Origin of the sequence: Actinotalea sp., from assembly GCF_041597215.1 — a bacterium.
In the GTDB taxonomy this organism is placed as follows: Bacteria; Actinomycetota; Actinomycetes; order Actinomycetales; family Cellulomonadaceae; genus Actinotalea.
This window is the reverse complement of sequence record NZ_JBFHHB010000049.1, coordinates 1-15,491: the sequence shown is the minus strand read 5'-3', so window position 1 is coordinate 15,491 and position 15,491 is coordinate 1. Positions and strand designations below refer to the sequence as shown.

Here is a 15,491-nt window from a genome sequence, read left to right as displayed (position 1 = left end):
CGCGGGCTGCGCCCGGGGACGCTCGACGTCCCGGCGGCGCGTGCCTTCGCCGTCGCCCTCGAGTGGGCCGTGGCCGATCGCCCGGTCGAGGCCCCACGGCTGTCCGCCTTGCGCGACCGACTGATCGCCGGGGTACTGCACGAGGTTCCCGACGCCGTGGTCCGTGGTCCGCGCGGCGCGGCGCGGCTCCCGGCCAACGCCCACCTGACGTTCCCCGGCTGCGAGGCCGACTCGCTCATCTACCTGCTCGACAGCGCCGGGATCGCCTGCTCGACGGGGTCCGCCTGCCAGGCCGGGGTCCAGCAGCCCTCCCATGTGCTCCTGGCCTGCGGGATCGACCCCCGGACGGCCCGCGGTGCCCTGCGGTTCTCCCTCGGGCGCACGTCGACCGATGGCGACGTCGACGACCTGCTGGCAGCACTTCCCCGGGTCGTGGAGCGCGCGCGCGCCGCCGGTTCGGCCACCCTGTCCTGAGCGCCTCGGGCGCGGTCCTCGCCCGGTCGGCGCACACGTACCCTTGACCCCATGCGTGTGCTCGCCGCCCTCTCCGGCGGAGTCGATTCCGCCGTCGCCGCCGCCAGGGCTGTCGAGGCCGGGCACGACGTCGTCGGGGTGCACATGGCCCTGTCCCGCTCGCGGGCGCAGGAGCGCCAGGGTTCCAGGGGCTGCTGCTCGATCGAGGACGCGGGAGACGCGCGCCGGGCGGCCGACGTCCTCGGGATCCCGTACTACGTCTGGGACCTGTCCGAGCGATTCGAACAGACCGTCGTCGCGGACTTCCTCGCGGAGTACGCCGCCGGCCGGACCCCCAACCCCTGCGTCAGGTGCAACGAGCACATCAAGTTCTCCACGCTCCTCGACAAGGCGACGGCGCTCGGCTTCGACGCCGTCGCGACGGGGCACTACGCCCGCATCGAACGCGGGCCGGACGGCGCTCCCTCGCTTCACCGCTCCCGCGACCTGGCCAAGGACCAGTCCTACGTGCTCGCCGTGATGGGGCCCGCCCGTCTCGCCCGCGCGCTGTTCCCCCTGGGGGACGTGGCCTCGAAGGACGAGGTCCGTGCGGAGGCGGCCGACCGAGGGCTCGGGGTCAGCGAGAAGCCCGACTCCTACGACATCTGCTTCGTGGCGGACGGGAACACCGCCGGGTTCCTGCGCGAGCGGCTCGGCTCGACCCCTGGCCCCGTCGTCGACGCCGACGGAACCGTGCTCGGGGAGCACGAGGGCGCCGTCACCTACACGGTCGGGCAGCGCAAGGGCCTGCACCTGGGCCGTCCGGCGCCCGACGGCCGTCCCCGCTACGTCCTGGAGGTCCGGCCCGTGACGAACACCGTGGTGGTCGGCCCGGTCGACCTGCTCGACGTGCACGGCCTCACCGGGACCGATGCGGTGTGGTTCGACCCGCCGCCGCAGGACTGGACCGACTGCGCCCTGCAGGTCCGTGCCCACGGTGCCACCGTCCCCGCCCAGGTGCGTGCCTCCGCGGGGTCCGTCATCGGGAGCGCCGGGACCGCTGCGGTGGAGGGTGGGCTCGAGGTGCGCATGGCGGAGCCGCTGCGCGGGGTCGCCGCCGGTCAGTCGGCTGTGGTCTACGACGGCGATCGGGTGCTGGGCCAGGCGACGATCACCGGGTCCTGGCGGTGACCGGGGTCAGCGCCCTCGGCCCGTGGTCCGGGCACAAGGTGCGCAAGGCGCAGGCCATCTCGGTGGGCGAGCTCTCCGACACCCCCGAGGGAGTGGTCGGCCTGCCGCCGATGGTGCACATGCCCAAGCGCGGGCCGTGGGCGCAGACGATCGCCCGGTCCGCCGCTCTCATGCCGGGGATGCCGATCGAGCTGGGCACGCACGGCTGGAAGCTCGCCGACCGGCCCGGCCCCGACCTGGAGCACGCCCGCGCACTGATCCGCGAGGATCTCGACGCGCTCGCGGAGTGTGCGGAGGGCTGGACGGGCTCGCTCGTCCTGACGGTGCGCGGCCCGTGGACGCTCTCCTCGGTGCTGTACCTCGCCCGCGGTGACCGGGTGCTCAGTGACCACGGCGCCGTGCGCGACGTCATCGCCTCGCTCGGCGAGGGACTCCAGGAGCTCCTCGCCTCGATGCACCGCGCCGTCCCGGGGGCGTCGCTCACCGTCGTGCTGCGCGAGCCCTTGCTGCCCGACGTCCTCGGAGGAGCGATCCCGACGTTCTCCGGCCACGGACGCCTGGCCGCCGTCGCCCGGGAGGACGCGACGGAGGGGCTGCGCTCGGTGGTCACCGCAGCGCGTGCCCAGGCGCAGCAGGTGGTGGTGCACGGGGGAGCGCGGTTCGCCTCACGGTCCTTCCGCACGATGGCCGGAGCGGGTGCCGACAGCGTCGGCGTCGCCGTCGGCGCCGTGCAGGGGGCCCAGTGGGAGCAGATCGCCTCCGTCGTCGAGGCCGGGACGGGGATGTGGTTCGGCCTCCCGCGCGACAAGCCCCGCAAGGGCGGCCCGGACATCGACCGTCTCGCGCGGAAGATCCACAAGCCGTGGACCTCGCTCGGCCTGCCTGCCGCCGGTCTCGCGGACGTCGTCGTGCACACCGACACGAGCGGCACCGGAGACCAGGTCGTGGCCACCCTCCAGGACATCCGTGCCGAGATCGCGATCGCGATCAAGGTCGCCACCGAGCTCGCCGGGCGAGCGGAGCAGTAGCGGCGCTCAGCCGAGCCGTTCGCGCAGGAAGCTCCAGGCGAGGGCCGACATGAAGGCCGCCTGGGAGTTGTCGGCCGCCCCGCCGTGACCGCCCTCGACGTTCTCGTAGTAGGTCACGTCCTTGCCCGCCGCGCGCAGCCAGGCCGCCGTCTTGCGGGCATGGCCCGGGTGGACCCTGTCGTCCCGCGTCGAGGTGGTCAGCAGCACCGGCGGGTAGCTGCGGTCCGCGTCGAGCAGGTGGTACGCCGAGAAGGTCCTGATGAACTCCCACTGCTCCGGGTCGTCGGGGTCGCCGTACTCCGCGGCCCACGACGCCCCGGCGAGCAGGTGCGTGTAACGGCGCATGTCCAGCAACGGGACCTGGATGACGACGGCACCGAAGAGCTCCGGGTACCGCGTGAGCATGTTCCCGGTGAGCAGCCCACCGTTCGAGCCGCCCTGCACCCCGAGGTGCTCCGGGGTCGTGACCCCACGCGCGACCAGGTCCTGTGCCACGGAGGCGAAGTCCTCGTAGGCACGGTGCCGCTTTTCCCGCAGCGCCGCCTGGTGCCAGGCCGGACCGTACTCGCCCCCACCGCGGATGTTCGCCAGGGCGTAGACCCCGCCCTGTTCGAGCCACGCCCGACCCAGCGTCCCGGAGTACGCCGGCAGGAGCGAGATCTCGAAGCCGCCGTAGCCGTAGAGCAGCGTGGGGGCCGTCCCGTCGCGCCGGGCGGTGGCGGGGACGAGCAGGAAGTACGGCACGCGGGTCCCGTCCTGCGACTGCGCGAAGTGCTGGCTGATCTCCAGACCCGAGGCGTCGAAGAAGGCGGGGGCGGACTTGAGCGCGACCGGCTCGGCTGCGTCGCCGACGGTGGTGAGCAGAAGGGTGGTCGGCGTGTCGAAGCCGGAGAGCGTGATCCACATGTCGTCGCTGTCGTAGCGGTCGACCGGGCGTACCGCGACGCTGCCGAGGGCGGGGAGTCCCGGCAGCGTCGAGCGCTCCCAGTCGACCCCCGCGCGAGCCTGCTCGGGCGGGGTGAGCACGCGCACGCTGCTGCGCACGTCCTGGAGCACCGTGAGCACCAGGTGGTTCCGCGTCCAGGCGATGCCGGCGAGGGAGGTCGACGGATCGGGGGTGAAGAGCACGGTCAGGGCGCGCTCCCCGGCGAGCCAGTCCTCGAAGGGGGCTGCGAGGAGCGTCCCGCCCGGATGGGTCGGCCCGCCCTCGGTCGGCGTCCAGTCGTCCCGGAGCTCGACGAGCAGCCACTCGCGGTGCACGAGGGTCTGCGCGCTCGCGGGGACCTCGACCAGGCGGAGCGTGCCGTCGGCCCGCAGGAGGTGGAGCTCGTCGGAGTAGAAGGTCAGCGCCCTGGAGACGAACTCGCGCTCGAACCCTGGGGTGTGGTCGCGCCAGGCGCTGATCGCCAGGTCGTCCTCCTCGCCGTCGAAGACGATCTCGGCCGAGTCGAGGGGCGTGCCCCGGTGCCAGCGTCGAGCGCTCCGGGGATAGCCGGAGCTCGTCGTCGTGCCCTCACCCAGGTCGGTGGTGACCAGCAGGGTGTCCTCATCGACCCAGCGGGCGTCGCCCTTGGCCGCGGGCCGCACGAAGCCGCCGTCGGCCGGGTCGACCCAGGTGCGGGTCACCAGGTCGAACTCGCGGGTCGTGTCCGCGTCCGAGCCGCCGTGGGACAGGGCGACCAGGGCCAGGCGGTGCTCCGGGCGCAGGATGCTCGCACCGTGCCAGACCCAGTCCTGCCCCTCGGCGGCGTTGAGGGCGTCGAGGTCCAGGACGACCTCCCACGCCGGATCCGCGGTGCGGTAGGACTCCGGCGTCGTCCGGCGCCACAGCCCGCGCGGGTGCTCGGCGTCACGCCAGAACCCGTAGAGCAGGTCTCCGACGGCGCTGACCTCCGGGATCCGGGCAGGCGAGTCGAGGACCTCGCGCACCGCATCGCGGAGTGCGGCGAAGCCGGGCGCTGTGGCGGGGCCGGCGAGGGTCTCGGCATTGCGCTCGTCGACCCAGGCGCGGGCCTCGGGGCCGTCGACGTCCTCCAGCCAGCCGAACGGGTCGGCCTCGGGGTCCGGGCTGGGGATCGGTGCCGGTACGGCGTCGCTCGGGCTCATGGTCGCTCAGCGTAGCCAGCAGGTGTGTGTGGGAGGCGTCCGCCATGATGGGCGCGTGAGCGCAGACACCCTCGACCCGGCGGACGCAGGTCTGGACCCGGTGGCGGCCCGGCACCGCTGGAGCGAGCTCGCGGAGCTCGTCCGTGAGCACCAGGTCGCCTACTACGTGCGCGATGCCCCGACGATCAGCGACGGCGAGTACGACCTCCTGCTGCGGCGCCTGGCCGCTCTCGAGGGCGCACATCCCGAGCTCCGCACCCCCGACTCGCCGACCCAGACGGTCGGCGGTGCGTCCTCCGCAGCCTTCGCCCCTGTCGAGCACCTGGTGCGGATGCTGAGCCTCGACAACGCGTTCTCCGACGAGGACGTGGCCGCGTGGGCCGACCGGGTGCGCCGCGAGCTCGAGGGCGCCGTCGACGACCCGCACTACCTGTGCGAGCTGAAGATCGACGGCCTCGCTGTCGACCTCGTCTACGAGGAGGGTCGGCTCGTGCGGGCCGCGACCCGCGGTGACGGCCGCACCGGGGAGGACGTGACGAGGAACGTGCGCACCGTGCACGGGGTGCCGCACCGGCTCGAGGGTGAGGACCTCCCGGCGCTGCTCGAGGTCAGGGGGGAGATCTTCCTCCCGGTCGAGGGCTTCGCCGAGCTCAACGCCGCCCAGGTCGCGGCAGGCAAGGCGCCGTTCGCCAACCCGCGGAACTCGGCGGCCGGGTCGCTGCGGCAGAAGGACCCGCGGGTCACGGCGTCGCGTCCGCTGCGGATGATCTGCCACGGGATCGGTGCGCTGACCTGGGACGGCCACGAGGAGGCGGTGGCAAGGCAGTCGGAGGTCTACGGCCTGCTGGCCTCCTGGGGCCTCCCGGTCTCGACGCACACGCGGGTGGTCGACGACCTCGCCGGGGTGCACGAGATGATCGCGTACTACGGGGAGCACCGGCACGACGTCGAGCACGAGATCGACGGGATCGTCGTCAAGGTCGACGAGGTGGCGCTCCAGCGTCGGCTCGGGGCGACGAGCAGGGCCCCCCGCTGGGCGATCGCCTACAAGTACCCGCCGGAGGAGGTCACCACACGGCTGGTCGACATCCGGGTGAACGTCGGTCGTACGGGGCGGGTGACGCCCTACGGGGTGATGGAACCGGCGCTCGTGGCGGGGTCGACCGTGCGGATGGCCACGCTGCACAACCAGGACGTCGTCCGTGCCAAGGGCGTGCGGATCGGCGACATGGTCGTGCTGCGCAAGGCGGGCGACGTCATCCCCGAGATCGTCGGGCCGGTGGCCGCCCTCGCGGGGGACGGGTACCCGCGGCGCGACTTCGTCATGCCCGCCACCTGCCCCGAGTGCGGGACACCGCTGCGCTCGATGCGCGAGGGGGAGGTGGACCAGCGCTGCCCCAACGCGCGGACCTGCCCGGCCCAGGTGCGCGGCCGCGTGGAGCACATCGGCTCCCGCGGGGCTCTCGACATCGAGGCACTCGGTGAGGTGACGGCGGCGGCGCTCACCCAGCCGGAGGTGCCCTCCGCCCCGCCCCTGCGCAACGAGGCCGACCTGTTCGACCTGGTCGGGTGGCCGGCGGACGCGACGCAGGAGGAGCGGGACCGGGTCCTCGCACGGAGCCTGGAGCGACTGGCAGAGGTCGAGGTCATCGTGCGCGATCCCGAGACCGGGGAACCGAGGGCCGACGACGACGGCGTGGTGCGCAGGAGGACTCCGTTCCGCCGCGCGGTGAAGCACACGCAGGCCGAGCACAGGGCCGCCACGGCCGACGGTCGGGAGCTGCCCGACGCCGAGCCGTCGGAGGCGGCCAGGACGTTGCTCGCCGAGCTCGACAAGGCGAAGGAGCAGCCGCTGTGGCGGGTGCTCGTCTCGCTCTCGATCCGGCACGTCGGCCCGACGGCTGCTCGCGCGCTGGCGCAGGAGTTCGGCTCGATGGCCGCGCTCCGTTCCTCGCTGGCGGACCGGCAGGCGGCGCTGGAGCGCATCGCCGGCGTCGAGGGGATCGGCGCGACGATCGCGGAGTCCGTCGTCTCGTGGTTCGACCCCGCGACGGAGGACGGGCCGTGGCACCTGGAGATCGTGGACCGCTGGGCCGCCGCCGGGGTGCGCATGGAGGACCTGCCCGACGCGTCGGTCCCACGCACCCTCGAGGGGCTGACCGTCGTGGTCACCGGCTCGCTGGAGGGGTTCACGCGTGACGGCGCGAAGGAGGCGATCCTCGCGCGGGGAGGGAAGGCCGCCGGCAGCGTCTCGAAGAAGACCGATGCCGTCGTCGTCGGGGAGAACGCGGGCTCGAAGGAGACCAAGGCGCGCGAGCTCGGCCTGAGGATCCTCGACGAGGAGGGCTTCGTGCGGCTGCTCGCCGAAGGGCTGGCCGGTGTGACGGGCGAGGAGGCGATCGTCGACCCGCCGGTCCACGCCGCGCCGGTCGACGCCCAGGGGGCGGAGTCGGCAGGGGGCTGAGCGTCTGCGGGGTCAGTCGCCGAGGAGCCCCGCCGCCCAGAGCAGCCCGCGCTCCACGATCGTGCGGACCGCCGGGAACTCGAGGTCGGCCGTGTGGTGCCCCGGGGTGCAGACGAACACCCGTCCGGCGCCCCAGCGTCGGGTCCAGACCGCAGGGGAGACCACGGGCTCGTGCCACGGGTCGTCGGGGCCAGGGGTCAGCGTCGTGGTCGCCAGGACGTCGTTGATGCCGTCGGTGGCGACCCAGTACTGCTCGGAGCGCAGCGAGAAGGACGCGATCCCGGCGACGATCGGGTGCTCGGCCCGGTCGGGGACGATGTCGATGCGGTGGGACCGGATGTCACCCGGATGGGCGATGAACTGCCCGCCGGTGAGCATCGTGTACTCGGTCGCCATCCGGAAGGCGTCGATGATCCCGCCGTGCCACCCGGCCAGACCCGCTCCGCCGCGGACCGCGGCATGCAGCCCGTCGAGCTCCGCCGGGAGGATCTCGCCCATCGTCCAGGACGGCACGATGAGGTCGACCGAGCCCATGACCTCGCGGTCGGCGTACACCTCGAGGCTGTCCTCGACGAGCACGCCGAAGCCGTGCTCCTCGAGGAAGGGCAGGAAGAGGTCCGTCGTCTCGACCGGTGCGTGCCCCTCCCATCCGCCTCGGACCACGAGCGCTGTCCTGCGGTTCACCGCGTCCCCTTCACCGTTGACGGTTCGACCGTGCGGCCACCAGTGTGCCGCAGACCCTCGTCCCGGTCACGGGATCAGGGCCTCGATGGCCGCGGGCGAGAGCACCGACTCGGCGGCCATCACGCTCGCGCCGTAGATGCCCGCGCGGCCCTTGCTCCGGCTCGCCACGATCCGCAGGTGCTGCGTGGCGACCGGCAGGGAGCGCTGGTACACCACCTCGCGGATCCCGGCGAGGATGTCCTCTCCCGCGCTCGCGAGGTTGCCGCCCACGACGATCACCGAGGGGTTCAGCAGGCTCACGCTCCCGGCGAGCACGCTGCCGATGGTGCGTCCCGCCTCCCGGACCGCGCGGATCGCCGCGGTGTTGCCGGCGCGGACGAGCGCGACGACATCGGCTCCCGTCTCGGCAGGGACCCCGGCGCGGGTGAGCTCTGCGGCGATCGCTCCGCCGCTCGCCACCGCCTCGAGGCAGCCCGTGTTGCCGCAGTGGCACAGGACCTGCGGGCCGTGCGGCACGGCGATGTGTCCGATGTCCCCGCCGACCCCTTGCGCGCCGCGGCGCAGCGCGCCGTCGCTGATGACCCCGGCGCCGATGCCGGTCGCGACCTTGACGAACAGCAGGTGGTCGATCTCCGGGTACTCCGTCTGGCGTTCCCCGAGGGCCATGATGTTGACGTCGTTGTCCACGAGGACCGGCGCGTGCAGACGTCGGCGCAGGTGACCGGGGACGTCCGCGTTGTGCCACCCGGGCATGATGGGCGGGCTGACCGGGCGTCCCGTCGTGTGGTCCACGGGAGAGGGAAGCCCCACGCCGACGGCGGCGAGGTCGGTGACCTGCCGACCGGCGGCGGCGATGAGGTCCAGGGCGAGGTCGGCGAGCCGGTCGAGCACCGGTCCGGGACCGTCCGCGATCGCTGCCGGCTCCTGCTGCTCGGCGAGCACCGTCGAGGCGAGGTCGGTGACCGCCAGGCGCACGTGGGTCGCGCCCAGGTCGATGGCCAGGACGATGCGGGCATCGGCGTTGAAGACGAAGGTGGCCGGCGGGCGTCCGCCGGTGGAGGTCGCCTCACCTGCCGGGGCGAGCAGCCCCGAGGCCAGCAGCACGTCCACCCGCACGGCGATCGTCGATCGGGCCTGGCCGGTGATCTGGGCCAGCTCCGCGCGGGTCCGGGGCTTTCCGTCGCGCAACAGCTGGAACATCTCGCCCACACCCGTAGGGCGGGGCGCGAACTTGGTCAGCCCGTCCATGTCGGCAGTCAAGCACAGACCCTTCCGTCGAGCACATGCACTCTTTACGAGGTCACGGTCTCATAACTGCGTCGATCAGCGACAGGCTTTTGCTTGACCAATGTTAGAAGTGGAGTACGGTGCTCGGCATGGTCGATGAAGCCCACCACGAGAGGACACGCCCGGCGTCGGGCGAGCCCGAGCTCCTGCTGCGGATGACGGGGATCGTCAAGCACTTCCCGGGTGCGAAGGCCCTGGACGGAGTGGACCTGGAGATCCGCCGGGGCGAGGTGCACTGCCTCCTCGGGCAGAACGGCGCGGGGAAGTCGACGCTCATCAAGGTCCTCGCCGGGGCCCACCGGCCCGACGCCGGCGAGATCCTCTGGCTCGGTGAGCGCATGACCGTGACCACCCCGGTCGCCGCGCTCCGCGCCGGGATCGCGACGATGTACCAGGAGCTGGACGTCGTCGACGGGCTCACGGTGGCCGAGAACGTCTTCCTCGGGCACGAGCTCGCCAGTGGGGGATTCACCCAGCGCCGGGCCGCCCGGGCCAGGACACGCGAGCTCCTCGAGCGGCTGGGGCACGGGGACATCTCGCCCGACCTCGAGGTCGGGCGACTGTCCGCGGCCGGCAAGCAGATCGTCAGCATGGCGCGCGCCCTGTCCCACGACGTCCGGCTCATCGTGATGGACGAGCCGACGGCCGTGCTGGACTCCGGTGAGGTGGACAACCTCTTCCGGGTCGTCGCCGAGATCACCGCTGCCGGAGTGGCCGTCGTCTACATCTCGCACCGGCTCGAGGAGATCCGCCGGGTGGGGGACCGGATCACGGTGCTCAAGGACGGGCGGACCGTCGGGACCTGTCTCCCGGTCGCCGAGACCCCGACCGACGACCTCATCCGGCTGATGACCGGCCGCACCGTCGCGCACGCGTTCCCGACGCGCGCCCCCGTCGCCGAGGACGCCGAGGAGCTGCTCGCCGTCGAGGGGCTCGGTCTGCGAGGGGTGTTCTCCGACGTCTCGTTCTCTGTGCGGGCCGGCCAGGTCGTCGGGCTGGCGGGGCTCGTCGGTTCCGGGCGCTCGGAGATCCTGGAGACCGTGTACGGCGCCCGGCACGCCGACGGCGGGGCGGTGAAGGTCAGGGGACAGGCCCTGCGACCGGGATCGGTCCACGCCGCGGTCGACGCGGGGATCGGACTGGCGCCGGAGGAGCGCAAGAGCCAGGGCCTCCTGCTCGACGAGCCCGTCTACCGCAACATCACCCTCGCGACGTTCGCGGGGTTCGCCAGGGGATCGTTCCTCGACGAACGTGCCGAGCGTGCCTCCGCTCGGGAGCAGATCGACGCGCTCGACCTGCGGCCGGCCGATCCCGACCGGTCCACCCGCACGCTGTCCGGCGGCAACCAGCAGAAGGCGATGCTCGCCCGCTGGCTCGTCCGCGGCTGCCGGATCCTGCTGCTCGACGAGCCGACCCGCGGGGTGGACGTCGGTGCGCGGGCCGAGATCTACGCGCTGATCGCCGAGCTCGCCGCCCGAGGCGCGGCGGTGGTCGTGGTGAGCAGCGAGATCGACGAGGTGCTCGGCCTCGCCGATCGGGTCCATGTGGTCTCCGAGGGACGCATCGTGCACTCGTGCGATGCCGATCAGATCGACGAGCACGGCGTGCTCGATCTCGTGATGGAAGGAAGTGCAGCGTGAGCGAGCAGCCCTCGTCGGACGGGTCGTCGACCGGCGCCCCCGGTACGGCCCTCGGCGCCGCGGCCACCGTGGAGCGCGCGCGATCGGAGGGGGCGCCCGGCGCCCAGGAGGGCTCGCCGGCCACGGGCTGGCTCCGCGCCCGCCTGGCGGGGGGAGCAGGGCGCAACGTCGGGCTCGTCATCGCCCTCGCGGTGATCTGCGCCTTCGGCATCATCACCGCCGGCGAACGCTTCGCGAGCGTGGACAACGTCATGACGATCCTGCGGCTCGCGGCGGTCATCGGGGTCCTCAGCGTGGGGATGACCTTCGTCATCACCGGCGGCGGGATCGACCTGTCGATCGGGGCCGTCCTCGGGCTCGCCTCGATCTGGGCCACGACCCTGGCGACCCAGACCATGGCGCAGGACACCCACTGGATCGTCATGGTGTTCACCGCCCTCGCCGTCGGGACGGCCTGCGGAGTGGTCAACGGGCTCCTGGTCGCCTACGGCCGGGTCGTCCCGTTCATCGCCACCCTCGCGATGATGGTCTCCGCTCGTGGGCTCGCCGAGATGATCGCGAACCGGCAGACCCAGATCGTCAAGGTCAACGCCTTCCTCGACGTCTTCCAGGCCGATGTGCTGGGCATCTCGGTGCTCGTGTGGATCTTCGTCGTCGTGGCCGCGGCGGGCTGGGTCGTGCTCAACCGGACGACCTTCGGCCGGCGCACCGTCGCCGTCGGCGGGAACCCCGAGGCCGCGCGCCTCGCCGGCATCAAGGTCAACCGGCACACCCTGTACCTCTACGCGCTGGCAGGGCTCACCGCCGGCATCGCCGCCGTGATGATGCTCGCCAGGACCACTGCCGGCTCGTCCACGCACGGCCAGCTCTACGAGCTCGACGCGATCGCCGCGGTGGTCGTCGGCGGGACCCTGCTCATCGGCGGTCGGGGAACGATCGTCGGCACCGTCTTCGGCGTCCTGATCTTCTCGACCCTGACGAACGTGTTCACCCAGAACAACCTCTCCACCTCGGCGCAGGCGGTCGCCAAGGGCGTGATCATCGTCGCCGCCGTCCTGCTGCAGCAGCGTTTCGCCGCCCGTTCCCGAGCGAGCTGAGCGCAGCTCGTCCCCCTGTCCCGTCCGATCGTCCGACCCCGTTGTGTCACTCAAGGAGGAAACCCATGTCCGCACCAAAGGAGTTGCGTCGCCGGTGGTTGCTCGCCACAGGAGCGGCGGTCGCCAGCCTCGCGCTCGTCTCCGGCTGCACGTCGAACAGCCCGGCCGAGACCGAGACGACGGCCGACAGCTCGGGAGGGTCGACCTCGGGGATGGCGAACGACGAGGTGGGTGAGACCGTCACGATCGGCTTCTCGGCACCGGCCGCCGACCACGGCTGGATGGGTGCGATCACTCGCGCTGCGCTCGCGGAGGCGGAGAAGTACGAGGACGTCGAGCTGGTCGTCGCCGAGGCGACCAACGACGTCAACCTCCAGATCAGCACGATCGAGACCTTCATCAACGACGGTGTCGACGCGATCGTCCTGCTGCCCTTCGACGGTGCAGCGCTCACCCAGGTCGCGACCCAGGCGATGGAGGCCGGGATCGTCGTCATCAACGTGGACCGTGAGTTCGCCAGCCCCTTCGCCGCACGGAGCACGGTGCTCGGTGACAACTACGGCATGGGCGTGAGCGCAGGCACGTACATCTGCGAGCAGGTCGGCGACAACCCCGACGCCGTCGTGGCCGAGATCGCCGGCATCGACTCGCTCCCGCTCACCCAGGACCGCAGCGAGGGCTTCGCTGACGCGCTCGCCGACTGCGGGCTGGACGTCGACAACCGCGTCGCCGCCGACTTCACGGTCCAGGGCGGTCAGGCGGCCGCGGCGAACCTGCTGCAGGCAGCGCCGAAGATCGACGCCCTGTGGAACCACGACGACGACCAGGGCGTCGGCGTCATGGCGGCGATCGACGAGGCGGGGCGTGACGAGTTCGTCATGGTCGGTGGCGCGGGTTCGGCCAACGTCATGCGCTCCATCCAGGCCGACGACTCCGTCCTCAAGGCGACAGTCGTCTACCCGTCGACGCAGGCCGCCGACGGCATCCGTCTGGCCCGCCTGATCGTCCAGGGCAAGTCGATGAGCGACATCGTCGAGGTCGAGGTGCCGCGCACCGTGCAGCTCTTCGCCCCCGTGGTCACCAAGGAGAACGTCGACAAGTACCTGCCGTCCGCCTTCGAGTCCTGAGGCACCCGTGCGGGGCGTGGCGACACGCCCCGCACGGCCCGGGCGCCCTCGCGCCCACCCACCGCAGCACAGCACCGACAGCGAAGGAGCAGCACGATGACCGCAGAGCGCACCCCGCGGCTGGGCGTCGGCATGATCGGCCACTCGTTCATGGGGCGGGCCCACTCGCAGGCCTGGAGGGTGGCTCCGCGGTTCTTCGACCTCGCGCTGCGCCCCGAGATGACGGTCGTCGCGGGCCGCAACCCGGCCGGCGTCGCCGATGCGGCGGATCGGCTCGGCTGGGCAGCCGGCACCACCGAGTGGCGCAGCCTGCTCGAGCGTGAGGACGTCGACCTGGTGGACATCTGCACCCCTGGCGACACCCATGCCGAGATGGCGATCGCCGCGCTCGAGGCGGGCAAGCACGTGCTCGTCGAGAAGCCGATGGCGAACTCGGTGGCCGAGGCCGAGGCCATGGTGGCCGCCGCTGCTGCTGCGGAGCAGCGGGGAGTGCTCTCGATGGTCGGCTTCACCTATCGTCGCGTCCCGGCCATCGCCCTCGCCCGTCAGCTCGTGGCCGACGGCCGGATCGGCACCGTGCGCCAGGTGCGCGCGCAGTACCTCCAGGACTGGATCGCCGACGAGAACGCACCGCTGTCCTGGCGGCTGGACAAGGCCACCGCCGGTTCCGGCTCCCTCGGCGACATCGGCGCGCACATCATCGACCTGGCGCAGTTCGTCACCGGCGACCTCATCAGCGGGGTGTCCGGCACCCTGGAGACCTTCGTCACCGAGCGGCCGGTCGCCGGGGAGTTCTCCGGACTGAGCGGGACCGCCGGGGAGGGTCGAGGACCCGTGACCGTCGACGACGCCGCCGTCTTCCTCGCGCGGTTCGCCGGCGGGGCGCTCGGCGTCTTCGAGGCGACCCGGTTCGCCTGGGGCCGCAAGAACGCCATCCGTCTGGAGATCAACGGCTCGCTCGGTTCGCTCGCCTTCGACTTCGAGGACATGAACGTCCTGAACTTCTACGACGCCACCGACGACCCGGCCACGTCCGGCTTCCGGCGCATCCTCGTGACGGAGTCGGCGCACCCGTACATCGCCGCGTGGTGGCCGGCCGGCCACGGGCTCGGCTACGAGCACGCGTTCGTCCACCAGGTCGTCGACCTCGTCGGGAGCCTGGCGCGTGCGGAGCAGCCCCGGCCCTCCTTCGCCGACGGGCTCGGCGTGCAGCGGGTGCTCGACGCGGTCGAGCGGAGCGCTGCGGCCGACAGCACGTGGACGACCGTCCCGGTCCCCGGCTGAGCACCACGACCTCCCGACCGCTCGGGTCCCCGGGCGGCTCCACGATCACCGAAGGAGAGCACCGATGGCACGACCGATCACGCTGTTCACCGGCCAGTGGGCCGACCTCCCGCTCGAGGAGGTGGCGCGGTTGGCCTCCGAGTGGGGTTACGACGGACTCGAGCTCGCCTGCTGGGGCGACCACCTCGACCCGTGGCAGGGTGCCGTGGACGACGACTACATCCAGTCCAAGCTCGACCTGTTCGACCGCTACGGCCTCAAGCTCTACGCGATCTCCAACCACCTCAAGGGCCAGCTCGTCTGCGACGACCCGATCGACCAGCGGCACCGGGACATGGTCCCGGACGTGGTGTGGGGCGACGGGGACCCCGAGGGGGTGCGGCAGCGCGCGGCGGAGGAGATGAAGCTCACCGCCAGGACCGCAGCACGGCTCGGCGTGAAGACGGTCGTCGGGTTCACCGGCTCGTCGATCTGGAAGTACGTGGCGATGTTCCCGCCGGTCTCGAACGAGCTCGTCGAGGCGGGCTACGCCGACTTCGCCGCGCGCTGGCACCCGATCCTCGACGTGTTCGACGAGGTCGGCGTGCGCTTCGCCCACGAGGTGCACCCCAGCGAGATCGCCTACGACTACTGGACGACGGTCCGCACCCTGGAGGCGATCGGCCATCGTGAGGCCTTCGGCCTCAACTGGGACCCGAGCCACTTCGTCTGGCAGGACCTCGACCCGGTCGGCTTCATGTCCGACTTCCGTGACCGGATCTACCACGTGGACTGCAAGGACGCGAAGCGCCGGGTGGGTAACGGCCGCAACGGGCGGATGGGCTCCCACCTGCCGTGGGCGGACCCGCGCCGGGGCTGGGACTTCGTCTCGACCGGGCACGGCGACGTGCCGTGGGAGGACGCCTTCCGGATGCTCAACACCATCGGCTACGACGGTCCGATCTCGGTCGAGTGGGAGGACGCCGGGATGGATCGGCTCGTCGGGGCGCCCGAGGCGCTCGAGTTCGTGCGACGTCTTGCCTTCGACCCGCCGTCGGCAGCCTTCGACGCGGCCTTCAGCAGCCGCTGATCGGTGCGAGGAGAGGGGCGGACGGGCGGGTGCCCGTCCGCCCCTGTCTGCTCAGTGCCGG

12 protein-coding genes are annotated in these 15,491 nt (G+C 72.3%); 9 read left to right on the top strand and 3 right to left on the bottom strand.

The window, feature by feature from the left end; genetic code table 11:
* The 3 genes from ABWK99_RS05490 to ABWK99_RS05480 all read left to right on the top strand — a co-directional run.
* Positions 1–474: aminotransferase class V-fold PLP-dependent enzyme (locus ABWK99_RS05490; protein ID WP_372593693.1), on the top strand; the 474-nt coding region annotated here is incomplete at its 5' end.
* A 51-nt stretch (positions 475–525) separates the two neighbouring features.
* Positions 526–1,644 (top strand): tRNA 2-thiouridine(34) synthase MnmA, encoded by a 1,119-nt coding sequence (mnmA, locus tag ABWK99_RS05485; protein WP_372593692.1) that lies wholly within the window; start codon positions 526–528, stop codon positions 1,642–1,644.
* Positions 1,641–2,672 carry a hypothetical protein gene (locus ABWK99_RS05480; RefSeq protein ID WP_372593691.1) on the top strand — a complete coding sequence of 344 codons (1,032 nt, stop codon included), beginning with the start codon at positions 1,641–1,643 and terminating at the stop codon, positions 2,670–2,672. The genes mnmA and ABWK99_RS05480 overlap by 4 nt, the downstream gene beginning before the upstream one ends.
* Positions 2,673–2,678: 6 nt before the next feature.
* Here the strand turns inward: ABWK99_RS05480 and ABWK99_RS05475 are convergent, their stop codons facing one another.
* Positions 2,679–4,778 (bottom strand): prolyl oligopeptidase family protein, encoded by a 2,100-nt coding sequence (locus ABWK99_RS05475; protein WP_372593690.1) that lies wholly within the window; start codon positions 4,776–4,778, stop codon positions 2,679–2,681.
* Here ABWK99_RS05475 and ligA point away from each other — a divergent pair.
* On the top strand, positions 4,777–7,242 hold the full coding sequence (ligA, locus tag ABWK99_RS05470) for an NAD-dependent DNA ligase LigA (RefSeq protein WP_372593689.1): 2,466 nt from the start codon (positions 4,777–4,779) through the stop codon (positions 7,240–7,242). The two genes, ABWK99_RS05475 and ligA, sit on opposite strands and share 2 nt — an antisense overlap.
* Positions 7,243–7,254: 12 nt before the next feature.
* Here the strand turns inward: ligA and ABWK99_RS05465 are convergent, their stop codons facing one another.
* Both ABWK99_RS05465 and ABWK99_RS05460 read right to left on the bottom strand, forming a co-directional pair.
* The gene (locus ABWK99_RS05465) at positions 7,255–7,926 is read right to left on the bottom strand and encodes a ThuA domain-containing protein (protein ID WP_372593688.1); all 672 of its coding nucleotides are present in this window, start codon (positions 7,924–7,926) and stop codon (positions 7,255–7,257) included.
* Positions 7,927–7,992: 66 nt separating this feature from the next.
* Entirely contained in the window at positions 7,993–9,174 is a 1,182-nt protein-coding gene (locus ABWK99_RS05460; RefSeq protein WP_372593687.1) for an ROK family protein, read from the bottom strand.
* A gap of 194 nt (positions 9,175–9,368) precedes the next feature.
* On the opposite strand from ABWK99_RS05460, the gene ABWK99_RS05455 reads away from it, so the two are divergent.
* The 5 genes from ABWK99_RS05455 (at position 9,369) to ABWK99_RS05435 (ending at position 15,430) form a co-directional block, all read left to right on the top strand.
* Positions 9,369–10,853 (top strand): sugar ABC transporter ATP-binding protein, encoded by a 1,485-nt coding sequence (locus ABWK99_RS05455; RefSeq protein WP_372593694.1) that lies wholly within the window; start codon positions 9,369–9,371, stop codon positions 10,851–10,853.
* Positions 10,850–11,950: an ABC transporter permease gene (locus ABWK99_RS05450; RefSeq protein ID WP_372593686.1), complete on the top strand. Its 1,101-nt coding sequence runs from the start codon at positions 10,850–10,852 to the stop codon at positions 11,948–11,950. Before ABWK99_RS05455 ends, ABWK99_RS05450 begins: the two co-directional genes overlap by 4 nt.
* 65 nt (positions 11,951–12,015) lie before the next feature.
* Positions 12,016–13,077, top strand: a complete 1,062-nt coding sequence (locus tag ABWK99_RS05445; RefSeq protein ID WP_372593685.1) for a substrate-binding domain-containing protein — start codon at positions 12,016–12,018, stop codon at positions 13,075–13,077.
* A gap of 96 nt (positions 13,078–13,173) precedes the next feature.
* Positions 13,174–14,361, top strand: a complete 1,188-nt coding sequence (locus ABWK99_RS05440; RefSeq protein ID WP_372593684.1) for a Gfo/Idh/MocA family protein — start codon at positions 13,174–13,176, stop codon at positions 14,359–14,361.
* Positions 14,362–14,425: 64 nt separating this feature from the next.
* Positions 14,426–15,430 (top strand): sugar phosphate isomerase/epimerase family protein, encoded by a 1,005-nt coding sequence (locus tag ABWK99_RS05435; protein ID WP_372593683.1) that lies wholly within the window; start codon positions 14,426–14,428, stop codon positions 15,428–15,430.
* Positions 15,431–15,491: the final 61 nt, after the last annotated feature.